At 54.2% G+C, this 17,030-nt stretch carries 17 protein-coding genes; 1 reads left to right on the top strand and 16 read right to left on the bottom strand.

The genetic code is table 11. The features are described 5' to 3' along the window. Positions 1–59: 59 nt before the first annotated feature. Complete coding sequence (locus tag E3E42_RS07995) at positions 60–1,211, top strand: M20 family metallopeptidase (protein ID WP_167904047.1); 1,152 nt, start codon at positions 60–62, stop codon at positions 1,209–1,211. Here E3E42_RS07995 and E3E42_RS07990 read toward each other — a convergent pair. From E3E42_RS07990 to E3E42_RS07910, 16 genes are all read right to left on the bottom strand, one after another. Beyond that, the gene (locus E3E42_RS07990; protein ID WP_167903874.1) at positions 1,204–2,037 is read right to left on the bottom strand and encodes a GNAT family N-acetyltransferase; all 834 of its coding nucleotides are present in this window, start codon (positions 2,035–2,037) and stop codon (positions 1,204–1,206) included. The two genes, E3E42_RS07995 and E3E42_RS07990, sit on opposite strands and share 8 nt — an antisense overlap. Continuing rightward, positions 2,012–2,749: a phosphoglycolate phosphatase gene (locus E3E42_RS07985; RefSeq protein WP_167903873.1), complete on the bottom strand. Its 738-nt coding sequence runs from the start codon at positions 2,747–2,749 to the stop codon at positions 2,012–2,014. Before E3E42_RS07985 ends, E3E42_RS07990 begins: the two co-directional genes overlap by 26 nt. A 50-nt stretch (positions 2,750–2,799) precedes the next feature. Then, positions 2,800–4,050, bottom strand: a complete 1,251-nt coding sequence (gene truD / locus E3E42_RS07980; protein ID WP_167903872.1) for a tRNA pseudouridine(13) synthase TruD — start codon at positions 4,048–4,050, stop codon at positions 2,800–2,802. Between the two features lies 1 nt (position 4,051). Further along, the gene (locus E3E42_RS07975) at positions 4,052–4,561 is read right to left on the bottom strand and encodes a hypothetical protein (RefSeq protein WP_167903871.1); all 510 of its coding nucleotides are present in this window, start codon (positions 4,559–4,561) and stop codon (positions 4,052–4,054) included. Between the two features lie 5 nt (positions 4,562–4,566). Then, on the bottom strand, positions 4,567–5,844 hold the full coding sequence (locus tag E3E42_RS07970) for an AAA family ATPase (protein ID WP_167903870.1): 1,278 nt from the start codon (positions 5,842–5,844) through the stop codon (positions 4,567–4,569). A gap of 47 nt (positions 5,845–5,891) precedes the next feature. Beyond that, complete coding sequence (gene pth2, locus E3E42_RS07965) at positions 5,892–6,248, bottom strand: peptidyl-tRNA hydrolase Pth2 (protein ID WP_058939228.1); 357 nt, start codon at positions 6,246–6,248, stop codon at positions 5,892–5,894. A gap of 63 nt (positions 6,249–6,311) precedes the next feature. Beyond that, positions 6,312–8,354: a protein BatD gene (locus tag E3E42_RS07960; protein WP_167903869.1), complete on the bottom strand. Its 2,043-nt coding sequence runs from the start codon at positions 8,352–8,354 to the stop codon at positions 6,312–6,314. A gap of 55 nt (positions 8,355–8,409) precedes the next feature. Further along, positions 8,410–9,726: an aspartate--tRNA(Asn) ligase gene (gene aspS / locus E3E42_RS07955; protein ID WP_167904046.1), complete on the bottom strand. Its 1,317-nt coding sequence runs from the start codon at positions 9,724–9,726 to the stop codon at positions 8,410–8,412. Between the two features lie 75 nt (positions 9,727–9,801). After that, positions 9,802–11,709, bottom strand: coding sequence for a hypothetical protein (locus E3E42_RS07950; RefSeq protein ID WP_167903868.1), 1,908 nt, complete (start codon positions 11,707–11,709; stop codon positions 9,802–9,804). A 272-nt stretch (positions 11,710–11,981) separates the two neighbouring features. Then, on the bottom strand, positions 11,982–12,578 hold the full coding sequence (locus tag E3E42_RS07945) for a hypothetical protein (protein WP_240913670.1): 597 nt from the start codon (positions 12,576–12,578) through the stop codon (positions 11,982–11,984). A gap of 5 nt (positions 12,579–12,583) precedes the next feature. After that, on the bottom strand, positions 12,584–13,996 hold the full coding sequence (locus E3E42_RS12025) for a hypothetical protein (RefSeq protein WP_240913669.1): 1,413 nt from the start codon (positions 13,994–13,996) through the stop codon (positions 12,584–12,586). A 162-nt stretch (positions 13,997–14,158) separates the two neighbouring features. After that, positions 14,159–14,671 carry a KH domain-containing protein gene (locus E3E42_RS07930; RefSeq protein WP_139680362.1) on the bottom strand — a complete coding sequence of 171 codons (513 nt, stop codon included), beginning with the start codon at positions 14,669–14,671 and terminating at the stop codon, positions 14,159–14,161. Positions 14,672–14,771: 100 nt separating this feature from the next. Then, positions 14,772–15,392 (bottom strand): HD domain-containing protein, encoded by a 621-nt coding sequence (locus tag E3E42_RS07925; protein WP_167903866.1) that lies wholly within the window; start codon positions 15,390–15,392, stop codon positions 14,772–14,774. A gap of 4 nt (positions 15,393–15,396) precedes the next feature. After that, complete coding sequence (locus E3E42_RS07920) at positions 15,397–16,206, bottom strand: glutamate cyclase domain-containing protein (protein WP_167903865.1); 810 nt, start codon at positions 16,204–16,206, stop codon at positions 15,397–15,399. A 3-nt stretch (positions 16,207–16,209) separates the two neighbouring features. Next, a complete protein-coding gene (locus tag E3E42_RS07915; RefSeq protein ID WP_167903864.1) occupies positions 16,210–16,389 on the bottom strand; it encodes a hypothetical protein in 180 nt (59 codons plus the stop codon). Continuing rightward, positions 16,386–17,030: a TIGR02253 family HAD-type hydrolase gene (locus E3E42_RS07910; protein WP_167903863.1), complete on the bottom strand. Its 645-nt coding sequence runs from the start codon at positions 17,028–17,030 to the stop codon at positions 16,386–16,388. The genes E3E42_RS07915 and E3E42_RS07910 overlap by 4 nt, the downstream gene beginning before the upstream one ends.

Raw genomic sequence — 17,030 nt, 5'->3', positions numbered from 1 at the left:
TTCAGATGGGCATCGAAAAGCTAATATCCTCCTCCACAGAATGTTCCACGGTGAGGACTATGGGCTTCGACCCGGTTTCAGAGGCAAAGAGGATTGAGAAAGAGATAATAGCCTGGAGAAGGGACTTCCACATGCACCCAGAGCTTAAGTACGAGGAGGAGAGAACTTCAAGGATTGTGGAGGAGCACCTCCGCGAATGGGGGTACAGAATAAAGCGCGTCGGAACCGGGATAATAGCAGACATCGGAGAGGGGGAGAAGACGATAGCCCTCAGAGCGGACATGGACGCCCTGCCCGTTGAGGAGGAGAACGATGTCCCCTACAAGTCCCGCGTTCCCGGAAAAATGCACGCCTGCGGACACGACGCACACACTGCCATGCTCCTCGGAACTGCAAAGATAATCCCGAAGCACATCGATGAGTTCAACGGCAGGGTGAGGCTGATATTCCAGCCGGCAGAGGAGGGCGGCAACGGAGCGGTGAAGATGATCGAAGGTGGAGCCCTGGATGGCGTGGATGCTGTGTTCGGCCTCCACGTCTGGCACGACCTCCCCAGTGGGGTCATCGGCATAAAGGAAGGTCCGTTCATGGCCGGTGCGGGCATATTCAAGGCACGGATAATCGGGAAGGGCGGCCACGGGGCATCGCCGCACCAGACCGTTGACCCCATCCCGATAGCGGCGGAGGCAATACTCGCACTCCAGACCATAGCCAGCAGAAACATCTCCCCGATTGAGACTGGAGTTGTAAGTGTCACTGCCGTACAGGGGGGAACGGCCTTCAACGTGATTCCAGAGGAGGTCGAGATGAAGGGTACGATAAGGTTCTTCAAGCACGAGATAGGCGAGCTTATTCAGAGACGCATGGGGGAGATACTCGAAGGCGTCACAAAGGCACACGGGGCTTCCTATGAGCTGTCAATCGAGGAGCTCGTTCCACCGACGGTTAACGATGGGAGCATGACAGAATTCGCCAGGAAGGTGGCCGAAAAGTACGGCCTGAAGCACGGAGACGTCGAGCCAACCATGGGTGCCGAGGACTTCGCCTTCTACCTCCAGAAAGTCCCTGGAACATTCCTGACGCTTGGAATCTACAATGAGGAAAAGGGGATAATCTATCCACACCACCACCCGAGGTTCGACGTTGACGAGGACGTGCTCCACCTCGGAACGGCGATGGAGGTCGCACTGGTGCGAGAGTTTCTCAGGTGAGGGATTTTCCGATTATCTCTACCTCCCTAACTTTTTGGACCCCAAAGCTCTCGACCCCGTTGGGAAGAACCGTTAAAACCCTCTCGCAGCCAAGAACCTTGGCCCTCTCCAGGACAGGCTTCACATCCTCAAGTCTACCCCACAGGAGCAGTGCCAGGCCGCCTCTGCCCGGGAGGTTTCGGAGAGCGTAGTACGAGGCCCCGCTCCGTCCGCTCTCGACCGTGTGGTGAATTCCGGCGATATTGTCTTTGAACGCTGAAAAGAACATGCTGTACGAGCTCTGAAAGCGACCTGCAACCAGTTCGAGGTTTTTAACGTCTTCCCAACCGAATTCCGTGATTTCCGTTCTCCCGGCCCCTCCCGTGGGGACCCGCACGATCGTTCCTGAGAACAGCGCAACGCTGAAGCCGAGCCCCCCGTAGAAGCCCCTGGCAGCGTCATCCGGCTGAACTGTGAGAAGCCGGGCCCCTCTTTCCCCGGCAATCTCCTCGACGAACTCGATGAGCGCCCTTCCAATACCCCTGCCCCTGTAACCCGGATGAACCTCGATGACGTCAATGTGGGCGATTGGCATAAGCTTCCCTTTAATCGGCTCTTCAGAGAGGAGAACCTCTATCTCGCCTACGATTTCTCCGTTCAACTCCGCTACGGCAACCAGCTGGTTGTCCAGCAGGAGGTTGTTGATGTGAATCGCGAGCGTCTCGGCACTCATCCAGGGCCCTCCCATAGAGTAGCGCCGGTAGAGATTGCCCGCCAGTTCTTCTCCGGCGGTATGGAGCTTCACTATTCCGGCAACGTCGTCAAGGGTCGCCAAACGGATCATCATCGCCCTCACCCATGTAGCCGAATTCTTTAAGGATGTGAACTATGCCCTCCGCACCCCCCTCACCGTAGGTCCTTTTCGTCACGTAGTCCGCAGCTTTTTTCAGGCTCTCTGGAGCCTGGCCGACGGCAACGCGGTAGCCGACGGCGCGGAAGGCGTCCAGGTCGTTTTCTCCATCCCCGACGTGGGCAACTTCCCTGGGACTTATCCCGAGTATCTCACAGGCCTTTTCAATCCCCGTACCCTTGTTGATCCAGGGCTTCTTAACGTGTATCGCGAAGCCGGAATCCACCGCGATGAGGTTCAGCCCGAGCTCCCCTATAATCTCCCTGACCGCCTCGACTGGAATCGTTCTCATAATCACAAGCCCGGCCTTTCTCTCCGGCATCGAGAAGCTCATGACGGCCTCAGGGTAGCGCCTCTTTATCTCGCTCCAGAGAATCCACTCCTCGTCCATTTTCGTCAGGTAAACTCTCTTCCTCAGCCGTCCGTCCTTTATGGACAGCGCGCCCCCGTCCTCCGCGACAACCGGTCCGCTGGTGCCTATCATTATGGCCATGGCCTCCGCGAACGGTACCGAGTTGCCGGTGACGAGCATGACCGGGACACCCAGACTCTCGGCGAGCCGTATTGCCCTCAAAGCGTTCTCACTGAGCCGCCTGTCGGGATAGGTTATGGTGCCGTCTATGTCAAGCGATATTGCCCTCACCCTCACTCACACCACCGAAAGAAGTTGAGAAAACCCGATAAAAGGGTTGCTGGACATCAGTGGTCCTTCATTATCTCCCTGAGAACGCTGGTTGCGTAAACCCCCTTCGGCAGGAAGAAGCGGAAGCACATGCCTGTTCCGGGGATGTGACCGTAGGTGAGGCCCAGAGGCCGTATCAGAAGCTCCCTCCTGCCGCCCGGTTCGGCCATCGGCTTCGGGAGCCTTCTGAAGGTCTCAAGCGTTATGCCCTCGTCCTCAAGAATCTCCTCCTCGAGCCTGCCTGGGAGCCCACTGGCCCTCCTCATCGCAAAGCCGAAGAGCGGGCCGGAGACCATGGCCTCGCCGCGCCGTATCTTTTCGTTCACAAAATCGAGGTTTGTCTCGGTGACGCGATACGTTCTATCGCGGTAGGGGATGCCGCCCTTAACCTGAACGACGATATCGCCGACGAGGGCCTCGTTCAGAGGAATGCCCCTCTCGATCCTCCGGGAAATGTAGAGGTTGAAGAGGTAACTCTGATAGGCGTGGATGAAGATGCGCATTATCGGAAGGGGCAGCGAGAGGAAAGCCCTTCTCCAGCTCCCCGTTTCCTTGTAGCGGTACAGAAGCGTTCGTTCGTACCTCAGGAAGTTTGGAAACTCTTCAAGGGCCCTCTCAACGTCGCCCGTCTCCCAGAAATGTCTCCTGGCTTCGTCGCCCTCCATGCCTCCCCCGTGGGCACCCAGGAAAAGCCTCGCGGCACCCGCGAAGTCTCCACGGAGGAGAAGCCCCCCCACGAGATGGTTGGTAACCCTCCTCTCACCAAAGCGCTGGTAGCCAAAGTAGTTCGGGAAACCTCCCATACCACGGAGCTCGCGGATTATCTCCCGGCTCCGCTCAAACGCCTTTTCATCGACGTCTCTAACTATTATCCGGAACCGGTTCCCAAGGAGGTGACCAAGTTTGATAAACCTGCCGTAGGAAACGAAGCGGAGCTCTATGTCCCGTATCCGAACGTTCTCAACGGCCTCCCTCTCTCCGGCCGGCACGCTTATGTACTGATACGTCACCGCGTGCCTGTCCTTCGTTCCCGCAAAGCTCACATCCCTGTAGCTAATCCCGGCGCGCTTCGCTATCTCCTTCACCGCGCTCATCGTGTCCCAGTTGTGCTTCCTGAGGAGAAAGATGGCATGCTTCCTCCCCTCAAAGATTGACGGGAGGGGGTCCTCGATGACCACGAAATCCTCCGGTTGAACCTTTATCCTGCCCCCAATGCCGGGTTTTTTGCTCAGATACCTGAACTGGGAAAAAAACTCGCGATGATCCATCTCAATCACCCAGAAGCTTCAAAAATTCGCGAAACGACTTGCAGTTCTGTTTGAGCTTCTCAAAGTCGAGCTTATCAGCATACTTTGGAAGCTTGGATTTGGTGTAACGCTCTCTCTTTTTCAGTTCATCGGAAGGTTTGGTGCTCCAACTGTAGCCGAGGCTTTTGCATACCCATTCCTCAATCTCGTACTCAAAGAGGAGAGTCTTAACAGGAACCCCAATATTTTTAGGTATGTGTTTCTCAATGTCCCGTTTGCGTGACCCATAATTTGCTGGACCATCGCCATCGTAAACAATAAGTATGAAGTCAGGGAAAGCAATCTCAGCAGCCCTGATGATCTTGGTTAACTTATGATTGCAAAGGTAGGGAGCATGGATCGGATTCTTCCTTCCAGAGAGCCTCTTGAGTTTGACGCTGGCAAGTCCCCCCCGCTTCAATCTGCCCAAGAGACGCTTGAAGAACTCTCCCCCGTAGGCATCCTCGGTAATGATGACTATCTCCTTTGCCATGCCCATCACTGCTCTTTGTTCTCAAAGAGTGAACCATAAAGCCAGCCCTCGCTCAATGTGAGGCCCTTCTCGTTGAGGAACTTCTTTATTCGCTCCGGATCTTTTATTCTCCTGAAGACCGTCTCACCGTTCTCTTTATCAACGAGCACAAGGTCAGAAGGCTCGACAATATCAACTACGATCGGGGAGTGCGTTGTAATAATGACTTGACTTTCGCTTTCCCTGAGCGTGTCTATTATCAGCTCAAGCGTCTCTGGATGGAGAGAGTTCTCTATCTCATCGATTATGAGGAGCGGAGGATTGAGATAGGCCGCAGTAAGTATTGCGAGAACCTTATAGAAACCGTCAGAGATGCCTGGAGGAGCAAGTTCAAGATCGTTCTCAAAGACTTTCATCATGACCCTTCCATCCTCAGTGAGCTGGAAGAAGACCCTTGTGTTGGGGAAGGCTATGGAGAGAGGCCCAGCTATTCCCTCTGGCAATCTGCCTTCGCGGAGCCAGATGTTATAAAGGAGCGGAATGAGGTTTGAAGCGTCCGCGTTTAGGATTGTCTCCTTTTTGGGGAACTTGGGAGTCTTAACATCTTCAATGTTTATCTGTCTTAGATAAGGAGAATTAAACATCTCGAAAAATTCACGCATAAACACAAAGACAACAAGGTCCTCTTCTATCCTCGGAAAAACCACAAAGAGGTCTTTTTTGTCCCCAGATTCAGTTTCAAGCAATGGAACTACTCCAAATAATTTTCCAAGAAATTCAGAGAAAAAGGCCCTAGCTGGCTCTTCAGGAGATAGTAAGGTGAGAATGGACTTTTTTGGGGGAGCATTTACAACAAGTTCATGTTTTATATCGGCCAACAGTCCGGGACTTTCTTTGATAGCCCTGTAGAAGTTATTGGAATATCGTATGACGAATTGTGAACCTTCTTTTTCTAAAGTTACATACTCGCTAATGTCCAAGATTTCATGAATAAGCCTAAAGCTCCCCCCGGTCCCTGTGAAAGTCGTTTCAAAATAAACATCATAGCCATCAACGTCAAAAAGCATCCCCACGGTTATTGGTAACTCCTCTTTTCCGGCCCAAACGACATTATTGTAGCCCCACCAGTCAAGGAATGGGTTGGTGTCTCTCTCAACGTAGATTTTCCGGAGGAGCTTGAATACCTCCACTAGGTTGGTCTTACCAGAAGCGTTGGCACCAATAAGGACGTTGAACTTATCCAGTTCAATCTCGCAGTCTCTCAGACTCTTGAAGTTCTTAACAATGAGCTTTTTCAGTCTCACGCTCCCACCAAAACCTAAAAACGGTTAAATTATTAAAAGGCTTCCGCTCACACCAGCTTTAGATGCCCCGTAACCTTGTCCACAATCTCCTCCGGGGCCGGACCGATCGCAAGGACGGTTATCGTACCTGGGGGTATCTCCGTCAGACCGGCGTCCCTGATGAGCGCCGTTGGGATTCCCAGCTTCTCTGCATGAGCCTTCAGTTCGAAGAGCTCCCTCTCGTTTTCAGCCTTCACGACGACCTTTTTCTGCCCCTCATGGAACCAAGCTTTGAACCATTCGGGTTTCTCCTTCTGAGCCTTCAGCGCAGCGGTAACCGCACCGTGGGCAACCTGGACGGCGAACTTACCCTTGCTGAGCTTCAGATCCTTCCGGGAGACTATGACCTGCTTGTACCTGAACATGTCCCATCCCGAAGAAACTGCGAGAACCGATTTATAAAGTTAAGGAGAGAAAAGGCAAGAAGTTCAGAGCTCAGCTATCTCAGAGCCCTCTCCCTCTTCCTCGCCCTCCTTCTTCGGCAGTCCTCCAGGGCGCCTCTGTTTCTTCCGCTCAAGCTTCTCCTTGAGCTTCTCCGCCTCGCCCCAGTACCTGTAGGCCACCCCCGCGAGTATGACGGTCAGCAGGATGAACACTATCGCCGCGGGCTTCCACGGGTTGCTCTCCGGCGGGACGTATTTGGCGGAGATGTCCGCAAGCTCCTCCGCCAGCGGCTTGGGATCGTCCATCTTGGCGAGGGTCTGGTTGACGTAGGAGGGAAGCTCCTCGGCGGTCGGCCATACTTTGACCTCTTCCGTTATTATCCTTGGGGGGACGCTGTTGATCGTGACGAGGTTGCCGAGGGCAAGCCTGTGCTCCCCACCGAGCGGATCGAGGTATACAAGGGTGGCCCTGATGTTGGTTAGGTCCTCCTTGAGCACCGTGAGGTCGAGCTGGAGGGTCTTGGTCTCGCCGGCCCTTACAGTGCCGATATCAACCAGGGACTGCCCGTCAACGCTCGATGGGAGGTCGAGGAGCAGGGTGGCGTTCTTGACGAACTCGTAGTCGGGGTTGCCGTCGGAGGCGTGGAGGGTAAACTTGAGGCTGACCTTGTCCCCAACCTTGGCGGTCACGTAGTCACCCCAGGTGCCGTTGTAGGCCTGGGCGCTGACGTCTATGGAGGGGACGTTGTAAACCTTAATGCCGGTGAGCGACGCGGAGTATATTACCCTCTTCTTGCCCGTTTCCAGGCTCTTGTCGTCGTAGAAGGTGACGGTCGCCTTTCCGATGTCGAACTCACCGACCTTCGTGGGCTTGAGGACGTAGATGAGGGCGGGCATGTTCGTGAAGGCAGGGAATGTCTTGAAAGTCCACGACTTGGCCATGCTCACGAGTTCGAAATCGTCGGGTAGTGGGGCGGCTATGGCAACATCGTAGGCGTCGCCCTTTCCCCTGTTCTCCACGGAGATAACGACGACTAGGTTGTTGTTCAGCATTATCTCCTTCGGCACAGCATCGATATCCGCCACTATGTTGGCGGCGCGGAGTATCGGCGTCACCTGTGCACCCTCTGGCGCGTACACAAGTACCGTGGAGCGGTTATACTGTGGCTCCGTCTTCTGAATGGAGAGCTTCAGGGGGGTGTCGGGTATTGCCTTCACCTCTCCGATGTTTATGAAGTAGGTACCAATCTTCGTTGACTTCCTGTAGACCTCGAGGCTGGCCTTCGTGGAGACAACTGAAATGAGCTTTACGTAGTAGCTGGTGTCATCCACTTTTACGGGCAGCTTCTCCCCCGTGTACATCAGGCCGTTGTACACGAGGAGGGTTTCATTCTGGGACGGCGTTCCGCTTCCACCCTCGTCGGACTTCACGATATTGAAATCCACCGCGGCAACCTTGGGGAGGTAAACCTCGAAGGTGGCACTGTCCGAGGTGGAGTCCGTGACCTTGATGTACAGGTAGTCCTGATATCTGTACTTGTCGTTGAGTTTGTATGCAACGCCCTTACCACTTCCTTTGGATATCTTAACGGTTGTCGGGTTGGATGAATAAGGGAAGTACACGTTGAACGTGGCGTAGTCATTCGTTGCACTGATGAGCTTTACCTTGATCCCCGGAAAGTTCGAGGGCAGTCTGTAGTATTCTCCTTCCTTCAGGTCCACGGTATCGATTGCCTTGAGCGGTGACATTATGTCGAGGTACACGATGGGCTTGTTTTTGATGTTCCAGATGACAACACTGAGCGCAAACACCGGGTTTGTAGCGGATGGATAGTACACGGTTTTACCCTCTTCAATGTACACATCAGAGGATCCTTTGCCCGCTGAAATCGAGATTCTAGCGGTGGTGAAGTCAGGACTGACATCTGTGAACGTGAACGAATACGGTCCGAGAACGGCTTTGTCACCCAGCCCAAGTTCTACGGAAGAGATTTTGGCATACAGAACATCCCCTGCAACCGCAGACGTTACATTCAGACCCGCAAAGAGGAACAACCCTACCAAGATTAAAGCCGCTATCCTTTTCATCTCCGTGCCTCCTGTTGTTGGACTAACTAAAAAATGGATGGAAAGTATAAAGACCTTACGGCATAAGCCTTCTTCTGTCCCTGGGGAACAGTATAACCTCGCGGATGTTACCGAGGTCGAGCATCTGCTTTATCAGACGCTCGGCCCCGAGCCCGAACCCACCGTGGGGTGGCATTCCGTAGCGGAATGCCTTGAGGTAGAACTCAAAGCTCTCCGGGTTGAGACCTTTCTCCTTTATCTGTTCGACGAGGACGTCGTAGCGGTGCTCCCTCTGCCCGCCGGAGGTTATCTCAACACCGCGGTACTCGAGGTCGAAGGCCCTGCAGACTTCCGGCTTATCGTCGTACTTCATTATGTAGAAGGGCTTCGCCTCGCTGGGGTAGCGGTAGATGAAGTAGAGCGGGGCGTTCTCGTTCTCCATCATGTACCTTCCGAGGAGTCTCTCGCCCTCGGTGTCTATGTCCTCGCCCCACTCTATAGTTTTGCCGAGGTCAGCGAGTATCTCAAGGGCCTTGTCATAGGTAACACGCGGGAACGGCAGTTTTGGCTCCTCGAGCTCGAAGTTGAGAACCTCAAGCTCCCGCGCGTTGTGCTCGCGGACGTAGTTGATCGTGTGGGCGACGAGCCTCTCGAGGAGCCCCATTACCTCCTCCTCGTTCTCTATGAAGGCCATCTCACTGTCGATGCTCCACGCCTCGTTGAGGTGCCGGGTCGTGTTGTGTTCCTCCGCGCGGAATATTGGGGCGATTTCGTAAACCCTGTCGAGGCCGCTCGCCATCATTATCTGCTTGTAGAGCTGGGGACTCTGGGCAAGGAATGCGTCCTTCTCGAAGTACTTCATGGGGAAGAGCTCGGTTCCGCCCTCCGTGGCGGTGGCGATAATCTTGGGGGTGTGAACCTCGATGAAGCCGTTCTCATGGTAGAAGTCCCTGACGGCCTTGAAAACGCTGGACCTGATTTTGAAGATCGCCATTACCTCAGGGTTTCTGAGGTCCATGAAGCGGTTGTCCAGCCTGGTGTCCAGCTCGGCCTTTACCTTTCCGGTCGGGTCGAGCGGAAGCGGACTCCCCGCCCTGCTGAGGATTTCAAGTTTCTCCGGGAGGATTTCGAAGCCGAGCTTGGCCTTGGGCGTGAAGTTCACCGTTCCCTCAACCGCAACAACGTCCTCCGCGTTGAGCTTCGGGATAAGCTTGAACAGCTCCGGGTCAACCTTCTTCTTGGGGGCGGTTACCTGAACTATACCGTCCCTGTCCCTTATCCAGAGGAATTTTATGCCTCCGAGGTCCTTGACCTCCCAGACCCAGCCGGCCACCCTGATGCGCTGGCCGTTGAGTTCCTCCGTAATCTGGCTCGAATAGTGCGTCCGGTACATGGTCATCCCCAGAAGGAGTAGGGGCGAGCTTTTAAAGGTATTCGATCCGGAGGCGATACGAGAAACAGAAGTATTTTAACGACAACTATCCCCAACACACCACCCCGAACGACTCCTAACGAGCTCCCTGAGGCTGCCGAAAACATCGGGCTCGAACTCCCACGATTTTAGTTTCATCTCCGTGAGTCTGCCGTTGGGAACTGCCTTAAAGCAGGCCCTGCCGTTCGAGTAGGCCCCGAAGACCGTGCATTGGCTTTCTCCCATCCCCGGAACCCAGCCAACGGCTCCGGGAGGCTTTCTTTCCGGACTGATTGATGCGATGAGGACCTTCTCCCATGAGAGTTTGCCCCCCGCAAGCACGTTTCCATTGGCCAGAACTGCCTCCAGCTCGCTCCACCGTTTCAGTCGCAACCTTCCCTCCCACTGAGGTTTTCCTCCGGGGCTAAGCCCGACCAGCGTAAAGTCCCCCATGCCGAGAACCAAATCACCATCGGGGCTTACCGAGATGTCTTTAACCTCTTTGCCAGGAAATCTGAGACCCCACCGCGGTTCTCCCTCCCGGTTCAGGCGGAGAGCCCACGCATCGTAGCGGGATTTCACGGGGTCGTAGGTTTTTCCGACCACTACCGGGTCACCCCCGCGGATCACTGCAATCCCAACGGCCTTTTCCAAGCTTTCCGTCCCGTAGGTTTTTTCCATAAGGACGTCACCATCATCGTCCAGCCAGAGCAACCACACGTTTGGGGCACCTTCACTAAAGCTGTACGTATAACCGGCCACAACAATTCGACCACTCCCATCAATTACAGCGGATTCGGCCCCGTCCCAGAGCCTGCCGCCGTAAGTTCCCCACCACACGAAGTTCCCATCCCTGTCGAGCCTTAGAACCAGGGCGTCACTGACTCCCGCGCCGAAGCTCCTCGTTTCGCCGACAACGACCGCCCCACCGTCTTCTGTCACCGCAAGGGCGTTAAAGGTGTCCATCACGGCCCCATCGAATTTTCTGCCCCAGATAAAGTTGCCGTCCCCGTCAAGTTTTAGGACAACCCCACTGCTCTCAGTGAGGCCCCTCCCCTCCATCCACCCGCAGGCAAGTATCTCCCAGCCCCTAAAGACCTTCACGTCCGTTATCACTAGCCTGCTTTCCGTGTGGATTAACCAGAACCATTTGACATTCCCACCCCGATCAAGCCTCGCCACGAAACCCCCGCCGAGGATCGCCCGGTACGGACCGTGTTTATCTCGGAGGAGGGCCTCCTTTTCCGCGACTCCCGCCGCCACTATGTTCCCCCCGGGCATGGCCGCGAGGGACGTCACCCTGCCACCCCAGTAGACCTTCACCCACTCAATCATCCACCCCCTTAACCTCGCCTTCAGGTCGAGGTACAGCTCCCACAGATACCCCGGGTCGTACGGCTCGGGGCAGACTTCCTCGAGCACCGGCGCAACCTCCCTGAGAAACCGCTCCGAGAGCAGGAGAACATCCTCCGCGAACTCCCTGAAGGGAACCTCAACCGTCCCTTTATGCATCCTGGGCACTTCATCGCAGTCGCTGAACTTGAGGAGCTCGTTGAAGTAGTGGACCCTCAGCGTCTCTCCAATGAGCTCGAAAAAGACCGAGGTGACGCCCTGGTCAACGAAGAGTCCCGTCTGGTAGAGCTTTGTGTACTCACCGACGTCGAAGCCGAGTTCCCGGGCGGCTCTGCGCACGTCCACCATCTCCCCCCGCTCCTGGAACTCGGGATCAAAGAGGGAAACGCAGAGGTCAAGGAGGTCCTGAAACGTGCCGTGAAGGTTCGTCGCCACCATGGCCGGAAGGCAGCCCGAAGACTTCCAGACCCCTCCTATGATGAGTCTTCCGCCAATGGTCATCAGAGTCGGGAAGGGCGAGGGAAAGCACGTATCTTCGTTAGGGTCTACGATGATTTTTATGTATCCCCCCATGAGACTCATCGGCTTTAAAGTTCCAACCCACCATGGCATGGCGCTCCCTCCAGAGACTGGCTCGGAGCATCAACTAACCTTTCCCCACCTTCTCTGTGGAGTTCTTTACAGTCAAAGGTCAAAGTGACACTGCCCTCCTTGAACTTCCCCGCATATTTGGGGGTCTGGAGTGCCCTCTCCACCACCTCATCAAGGAACTTCCTCAGCTCTTTCTCGTCCCTGAAGACTTTTGGAAGCTGGACAACCCTCCCGGTTTTAGGCTCGACAATCCTCTGCCCTAAGGGCCAGAAGGTTGTTTTTCAATTTTTCAATTAATGCTCAAAATCCAGTTCTGTTTTAATTTCCTGTATGAGGTTTTCTAAGTATTGCCTAAGCCGAGAAATTTCCTCTGTAAATCCGTTATATTGCATGGCTTTAGTCTCCATTTCTATTGGGAAGCATTTTTCAAGGTACTCCTCGCTTATTTTGAGAATATCGGCGACAAAGGTCTCAAACGGTAGTTCAATGGTGCCATGAAGGGGGTTCTTCGAAGAAATATACTTGGGAGCTTCATTTATGAAATGAAAACGCAACAATTCCCCTTTTCTTTCGAGATAATACGTGTTAAAATCAAGGTCAAGTATTGGCCCGCAGACATAACTACCAGGCAATAAATCAAAACCGTCATTCTCGGCGTTTTTCCTTTTGTTAAAACAGCTTTTAGGGCATTTTAGGAGATCTCTTGTACATAGAAGTAGATCCTGAAAGAGAGCATATAAGTCGCCAAGCCATCCCTCATCGTGGTATCCCCCTACTTCATGCCCAGCCACCAAAAAAAGAATGGGAAAACGGCCGGGAAATGGGTCTGGCTCAAAGGATTCCATATCTATTTCAATCTCAATGAATCTTCCATGAAGTCCACACCTCATTGAAGTCACCCCATGCGTATCCATCTACCAGATTGTTTTTCTCTGTCCCACACGTACCCTAAAACCTTCTTGCCTTTTGAGGGATATGCTGTAATAAGTTGATAGGCACCCTTAGCTTGGTTGTATGAGAACTGGAACTCTACCACATCTATTCCGTCTATGTGCATGCCGAGTTCATTCAGGTTAACCCTTAGCTTCACAAAGCTCTGTCCCCTAAATTCTGTGTAGTACTCTTCCTTCTGGAGTGCCCTCTCCAGTACTTCATCAAGGAACTCTCTGAGCCCTTCCTCGTCCCTGAAGACTTTTGGAAGCTGGACAACCCTTCCAGTTTTGGGATCAACGATTTTCTGGCCCAACGGCCAGAAGGTTGTAATCTTGGTTTTTGCACGGCTCTTAATTATGTCCATCTCATATCCCCACACGTGCCTCAGGAAGGCGTGAAGCAGTCCGCTTCTCTCGGGTTCAGTTCCCTTCTCAAGGACGACTGTATACTCCTTTCCGCTGTTCTTGACTATGAAGGATGAAGACTTCTCTGCAAACCTCTCAATTCCTTCCTTCACTCCTTTTATCGTTGCCCCGCGCTTAACGGCCTCTTCAACCGCCTCCGTTGAAACTCCAGCCCTGGTGAGGTCGTCGAGGGCCTTCGCGGCATCATCGCCGTGCTTGACGATGTCATCGAAGATGTGGGTGAACCTTTCAACCACTTCGTCGGCATGGTTTATTATTTTGGCCTTCCTGAGAATCCTGTAAATGTCATCCGTCACTCCGAACTTCTTGCCGAGCTTTGAGACGAGTTTTAATTCCTCATCACCCGGGACTGCAACGCCAACGATGAAGAGTGTTCCCTGAACCTTACACTCCATTGAATCCGTGCCGTAATCCCTGCACGTCTTGTAAGTATCATAAGCATCCCACACCGTTAGCCCGATGACTATTAACGCACCTATAGCCTGAAAGAATTGAGGCCTTATCTCTCCTTTCTGCGCAGGATAGGTTACCGTGTAGCCGGTTGGGAAGAATCTCGGCGTGGATTCCGGTGTTAGCCTTACCCATGAACTCATGAAGATGCCGTTTCCAGAGGAAATACGCAGTTTAACGTAAACCGGCTCCCTGACGTTGAGGAAGACCGCCACCTTCTTGCCCCAGGGCTTCAGCCGGCCAAGGCTGACACGCTCGGTGATTCTCTCCCCATCCTTGCTGATGAGGACCGTTCCGTAGCCAGTCAAACAGTTCGGTGGAACATTCCAGGTAACGACCGCAATGTTCCCGCTCTGCTCAACGCCGTTGAGGTGGATTGGATACGCTCCCGAACTTGTCCCAAAGACAGGAAGCCCGGACCACGGCAGGGAGAGAGCCGCGGCTCCGGGCAGTGTCAACACGAGCAGGAGAATTAAAGCTCCAACCATCCGGCGGTTCAATCTTACCACCTCCGGAAGGTTTCAATCATGGACAAATAATCCAGACTTAAAAGAATTTCGTAAACTCAAAGTTGAAAACAAAAGTAGAAAATTATAGGAAGTATAATATTCACACTAATCCCTACATACCAGGAGAAACAAACGGAGGAACAGAAAAGAACATCAAATAAAGTTTATCTTTACCTCGGCCCCGGTTATCTGGGAGAGTATGCTCTCCAGGACGTCGGCCTTTTCGGGGAGCTTCTTCCTGTCCCTTCCCATGACGAGGACCTTGTAGTAGGTTCCCCCTCCTGGCTTGTAAACGATGTTGACCCCGAAGACGCCCGCAGGGTAGAGGAGGTCGGTGGCAAGCTTCTTGACATCGTCGGTCCCCGTGACCTCCACGGCTTCAATGACGCGTATCCTCTTTCCAAGCTCCCTCATGAGGGCCTTGATGTTCTTGCCGCCCTTGCCGATGGTTATCGGGACGTCTCCCTCGCCAACCACGATGACTATGAGGTCACCGGCTTCAACGGCCTTCTTAAACTCCATGTCAGCGTCTCCGATGAGCCTGTAAAGGAGTCTCGCAACTTTAACATCCAGCTCGGAAATAACCCCGTCCTGGAGCTTTTTCTCGTCAGCCGGGCACAGAATGTCGTCGGTCTTCAAACACACCTCACAGATCGGCGCCTTCATATCCTCACCTCCTCACCTAAGAATGACCTTAAACGGGCTAACCCTTAATTCTGGAAGTCCTTTAAAAACCTTATTATGGAAGAAAAAGCCGAAAGGAGGTTCAGATTTCGCCCTCTATCTCGCGCCTTATGCGCTCGATGAATTCCTCGGTGAAGCGATGCCTCTCCTCGGCCATCCTCCTCGCGGTTTCGGTGTACATCAAATCCTTCAGCTTCAGTATCTTTTCCTCGAAGTGCTCCAGGGAATCCTCGATGCTCCTTCCGTGCTCGCCGGAGTACATGAAGACCCTCGCTATCCCTATCGCACCGATCGCATCGAGCTTGTCGGCGTCGCTGAGTATCTTTGCCTCGAGGGTTCTTGGCTCCGGGCCGCTGGAGAAGCGGTGGGCCTCTATGGCGTGGGCAACCGCCTCAACCTTCTCCTCGGGGTACCCGAGGCTTCTGAGGTAGTGCATCGCTATCCTGGCCCCTTCAGCGGCGTGGTCTTCAACCCTTCCAGCGCTCTCAAGTGGCCTTGCCACGTCGTGGAGGAGGGCCGCGAGGGCCAGGGTCTCCAGGTCCGCCCCCTCCTCCCTCCCGATGTGGAGGCACAGATTGAGCACCCGCTCCACGTGGCTGAAGCCGTGGGTTCCCTCCCGTTCAAAGAAGTGCCTGGCATAATCGCGGGTCCGTTCTATGAGTCTGATTGAATTTCCATCACCGATGAACTCCTCGAGCCTCATCCCATCACCTTAGGGCCTCGTTTACAACGGCGTTTAAAAGCTCAACGATTCTATCGTGGATGTCGAGGCTTATCCCATCAACCGTCGGTGTCTGGGTTTTGGAGACCCCGTCTATAAGGCCGAGCTTTGAGATTATTCTAACTATCGTCTTCTCATCCCATCCGGGGAGGAGCTCCCGTCCGAACTCTATTGACGCCTGAGCCACGAGCCCGTAGGCCCCCCAGTTTGAGACGGCGGAGAGTATCAGCTCATCGGTCTCAACGGTGCTCGCTATCCTCTCCCCGTGGGGCACGTATCGGACGACGAGGTCCCGTATGTTCCCCATGCCCGCCTCGTTGCCCCCGTCGCCTATCCCAATCGTCGGAACTCCAATGTCCTTCGCCCTAAGAACCGCCCAATCAAAGGCTTCTCTCGTGATCTCCATGGCGCTCATTGAGTAGTACCTCCCATCTGCGGCCCTGCCTGGGGTCTCAACCGCTATCACGAGGGAGTAGTCCCCTATCTCCGGTTCGTCTGTGAACCTGATGCCGAAGGGTTCCAGGGCAGTCTTTACCTCCGGATAAGTAAGCACCTCTGCAGTGCCTCCCAGGGTCTCAACTGCCTTCGTCAGGGCCAGTGTTCCCGGCGGGCCGTCGGTTTCTGCCCGCATCTCCGGCGGTATGGGAAAGCCCGTGACGATGAGAACGCGTTCATAATTATCCAAAAACAGTTTTGCAGAATTATGTAAAAAATTGGGGTTCTCCCGGCGGTAGTCGAGGTATACCCTCAGAACCCCCCTGTTCCCAACGTCAGTGTTTATCAGATGTGCTATCATGTCTCATTCCTCGAGTTCGTAGACAACTATCCTAACCTTTCTGCCCTTTACCGCCTCTTTAAGCCTCCACCAGAGCTCCGTCGGCTCCTCACTCCTGTGGGTCAGTTCGTGGCCGTTCTCCAGCTTCACCCTGCTCTCCCGATACCTGACAAAAACTCCCTCAGCGTTGAATACCTCCCTCATTCCAATCCCCCCAGCACTTTTCTCAGCTCGTGAAGCGTTCTAATCTCGTAGTCCGCCATGTTGTAATCCTCGTCGCCATCCCGGTTTATCCAGACCGCCACCATACCCACGTTCTTGGCCCCGTAAACGTCCTGGCTCAGGGAATCACCCACCATGACCGCCTCCCCGGGCTCGACGCCCAGCTTCTCCAGGGCGTAGAGGAATATTTTGGGCTCGGGTTTTATTGCCCTGACATCCTCCCGGGTAACGACAGCGTCGAAGTAGTCCAGCAGACCGGTGAGCCTCAGCTTGAGCCGCTGGTACTCGGGCCCGCTGGTAACGGCCCCAAGCTTATAACCGCTCTCCCGCAGCCACTCAAGCACGGGGATCGTATCCGGATAGACGTGGAGCTTGTGAGGGTATCTCTCCAGGAGCTCTTCGTATTGGAGGTCGAGGTCAAAGAGCCTGAAGAAGAAGTTCCAGTCGTGCCAGTCGTAGGTGTCCCTCCTCCCGAATATCTCGCCCAGGAACCGCTCTCTGGCTTCGTCCTTGCTGATTCCAAACCGCCTCGAGAGTCTGTCATAAACCTGCGGGAGGAACAGCTGAATCAGCGGCATCTCGGTCAGCAGAGTCCCGTCGATGTCGAAAAGAACCGCCCTCAT

The organism is Thermococcus sp. JdF3, from assembly GCF_012027495.1.
Taxonomy (GTDB): domain Archaea; phylum Methanobacteriota_B; class Thermococci; order Thermococcales; family Thermococcaceae; genus Thermococcus.
Note: the sequence above shows the minus strand (reverse complement) of the source record. Positions and strands in the feature narration are given on the sequence as shown.